This is a genomic window from Sphingobium sp. ba1 (assembly GCF_000743655.1).
In the GTDB taxonomy this organism is placed as follows: Bacteria; Pseudomonadota; Alphaproteobacteria; order Sphingomonadales; family Sphingomonadaceae; genus Sphingobium.
On record NZ_JPPQ01000069.1, the window covers coordinates 926,744 to 930,186 of the forward strand.

General features: G+C 60.4%; 2 protein-coding genes and 1 pseudogene. All 3 read right to left on the reverse strand.

Annotated features, from left to right (window positions below):
* Window positions 1-238: 238 nt before the first annotated feature.
* Complete coding sequence (locus IL54_RS07565; protein WP_037474442.1) at window positions 239-1,399, reverse strand: copper resistance protein B; 1,161 nt, start codon at window positions 1,397-1,399, stop codon at window positions 239-241.
* Window positions 1,396-1,911, reverse strand: a pseudogene (locus tag IL54_RS07570) (multicopper oxidase domain-containing protein); the annotation flags it as partial. The gene IL54_RS07565 and the pseudogene IL54_RS07570, both read right to left, overlap by 4 nt.
* A 72-nt stretch (window positions 1,912-1,983) precedes the next feature.
* Window positions 1,984-3,347 (reverse strand): IS3 family transposase gene (locus IL54_RS07575; RefSeq protein ID WP_409592734.1). Its coding sequence is split into 2 segments (ribosomal slippage): window positions 1,984-2,997 and window positions 3,000-3,347, totalling 1,362 coding nucleotides; the frame shifts between segments, so codons are not numbered across the junction.
* Window positions 3,348-3,443 lie beyond the last annotated feature (96 nt).

The following is a 3,443-nucleotide window of genomic DNA, read 5'->3' on the forward strand; positions in this document are numbered from 1 at the left end:
ATGCCCATGCCGCCCTTTTTGTCTTCCATTTACCGTCTCCCTATTACACCTATGCCGCCCTTCCCCCGAATTGGCGCGCCTCAGCGCGCATTAGTCCAACTCTTTCATGCTCAACATGATCCCGCGGTCGTCGTCATTGATCTACAAGCGAGATCGAGACCATCAGTTATCATATCTCTCTAATTCAGCGCCCTCGCCCGGCCTCGCCGCGGAGTGCGAACGCAACGCCGCATTTGGGTCAGAACCATATGCGCACACCTGCCACGAGGCTCGTCGTCGTTGGATCTTCGCCATCGGCACGCGCATAGTCCGCTGTCCGCCCCGTCTTGGCTTCATAGGAAACCCCGACATAGGGCGCGAACTGCCGGGTGATCTCATATCGCAGGCGTAGCCCCAACTCTGCATCGACGAGACCGGAACCTATCCGGTTTTGAGGAACGTCCTGCGCGGCAAGATTGAATTCGACGCGAGGTTGGAGAACGAGCCGTTGGGTCAGTCTCTGGTCGTAATAGCCTTCGAGGCGGCCGAGGACGTCGCCTTTGTCCGAAAGGAAGACTGCTCCCTCCACCTCGAACCAGTAAGGCGCAAGCCCCTCGAAACCGATGGTGGCATAGGTCCGGGACGGCGATGGCTGAATATCATGGCGAATACCCGCCTGCAAATTGAAATAGGGACCGATCGCCCGGCTGTAGAGCGCCTGAACCTCGGCGCTTTCGACGCCCTGCCTGAAGACGCCCTCCCCTTCGGACTTGATCGTCAGGCGGTTGATGTCCCCTCCGAACCAGGCCTCTCCATCCCAGCGATAGGCGTCGCGGCCTTGTCGCACTTGCACTTCGGCAAGATTGAACATCACCTGATAGAAAGCTTGCCCGCCCTGCTCGTGCATCATCTCCATCCGAGATCGTTCCATCTCGGCGGACGGGAACTGCCTGTCGGCATAGTGATCCACCGCCGGCCTGGGAGCCGGGGCATTTCCTGGCGGAAGGGCGGTTCCGGTCATTTCCATGCCCTGCATCTTGCCCATGTCGTGGCCGGCATGGTCTGCTGACATATCCATGCCGGGCATCGAGCTGTGATCCATTGCTGGCGTGCCCTTATCCTCCGCCGGAGCGTTTTGGGGCATCGCCATTCCAGGCATGGCCGAATGATCCATGCCTTCCATATCATGGCTGGCCGCCGGCTTTGCAGGGGCCGCTTTCTTCGGCGCTGCCTTCTTAGGGACCGGCTTCTTCGGCGTCGGCCTTTTGGCGGGCTTGGCGGGAGCGGTTTTCTTCGCCGGCATCGCCATGCCGGGCATATTGGAATGATCCATGCCCTGCATCGATTGACCTTGTGCGATCGCCGGCATGGCGAGGACCATCGCCGAGCCGGCAAATAATGCCGTCAAAGTACGCTTCATGCCGCCTCTCCTTTCGGACGGACACTCACGACGCGCATCATCCCGGCGTGCATATGGTAGAGAAGATGGCAGTGGAACGCCCAGTCGCCGACCGCATCAGCGGTAAAATCCCATGTGACCTTGCCACCGGGTTGTACAATGACCGTGTGCTTTCGCGGGGCATGATCGCCATGACCCGTGACCAGTTCAAAAAAGTGACCATGAATGTGGATCGGGTGGCCCATCATGCTGTCATTGATCAAATTGATCCGAACCCTCTCACCCTCGATGAAGGGGATCGGGTCATGCACGTCCGACATCTTCTCGCCGTCGAACGACCACATGAACCGCTCCATGTTGCCGGTGAGATGAATATCGAGACTGCGGTCCGGAGCACGCACGTCAGGATTGCGCTCCAGCGCCATGAGATCCTTGTAGACGAGAACCTTGTGGCCGACATTCTCGAGACCCTGACCGGGTTCTCCGGTGCGGTCCATCGGCATAGGCGAGATCGTCTGCACGCCCGGTGACTGTCCGTCGTCAGAACATTCGGCACAACTCGCGGCGTAGATTAGCGGAGTGCGGACCTCGTCAGGGGGTTGATGTTAGGCGGCGAACTTGCGGTGCTGCAAGCGCCGATGTTCGATGGTCTGTCGCTTGATCCTTTCGCGCAGTTTGATGATTGCCGGAGCCCTGCCGAAGTAGGCGTCGGCAGGCGTCACATTGGCCAGGCTCTCGTGGTATCGCTGGTGATTGTAGTGCTCGACGAAGGCCTCGATGTGAGCTTCGAGGTCGCCGGGCAGGAAGTAGTTTTCCAGCAAGATGCGGTTTTTCAGGGTCTGGTGCCAGCGCTCGATCTTGCCCTGGGTTTGGGGATGACACGGGGCGCCGCGGACATGGCTCATCTTCCGGGCCTCGATGTATTCCGCCAGCTCACCCGCGATGTAGCTGGGGCCATTATCGCTGAGTAGCCGGGGTTTGTGCAGCACCGTGGCGCTGTCGCAACCAGAAGCCGCCAGGGCGAGGTCCAGCGTGTCGGTGACGTCCTCGGCTCGCATGTTGGTGCACAGCTTCCAGGCGATGATGTAGCGCGAGAAGTCGTCGAGCACGGTCGACAGATACATCCAGCCCCACCCGATGATCTTGAAGTAGGTGAAGTCGGTCTGCCACATCTCGTTCGGCCGCGTGGTTTTCGTGTGGAACTGATCGGCAGCCTTGATCACGACATAGGCCGGGCTGGTGATCAGGTCGCGGGCCTTCAACAGGCGGTAAACCGTGGATTCCGACACGAAGTAGCGCTGCCCATCGGTGAAGCGCACGGCCAGTTCCCGGGGGCTCAGCTCAGACTGTTCCAGCGCCAGCTCGATGATCTGGTCGTGGATGCCCGCCGGGATGCGGTTCCACACCCGGCTCGGCGCCGATGGCCGATCTTCCAACGCCTCCGGCCCGCCTTCGAGGTAGCGATCATACCAGCGGTAGAATGTCCGACGAGGGATGCCGAGTTGGTCCAGCGTGCGCTTGGCCGACAGGTGCGACTGCTCGACGGTTCTGATGATCTCGAGCTTCTCGGATGCGGGATACCTCATTCGTCGTTGCCCCCATCCGCGATCATGCTTTTTTTGAGCAGACGGTTTTCCAGTGTCAGATCGGCCACGCATTCCTTCAGGGCCCGGGTTTCGCGGCGCAGGTCCTGGACCTCTCCGGTGGTCGCGGCACGGGCGGTGTCGCCGGCCAGGCGGCGCTTGCCAGCTTCCATGAACTCCTTCGACCAGGTGTAATACAGGCTCTGGGCAATGCCTTCCTTGCGGCATAGCTCGGCGATGCTGTCTTCCCCGCGCAGGCCATCCAGCACGATGCGGATCTTGTCCTCGGCCGAAAAGTGGCGCCGGGTCTGTCGGCGGATGTCCTTCACTACCCGCTCTGCTGGGGCCTTGGCGGGCGATTTTACATTGGAGGATCTGGGCTTCATCTTCGTTCCTTCGTCACTACGACGAAGCCCAGATCCTCCTTAGCCCGTCTTATTCACCGGCGGCATGGGATGGGGTTGGCGGACGTGGCGTAAGTT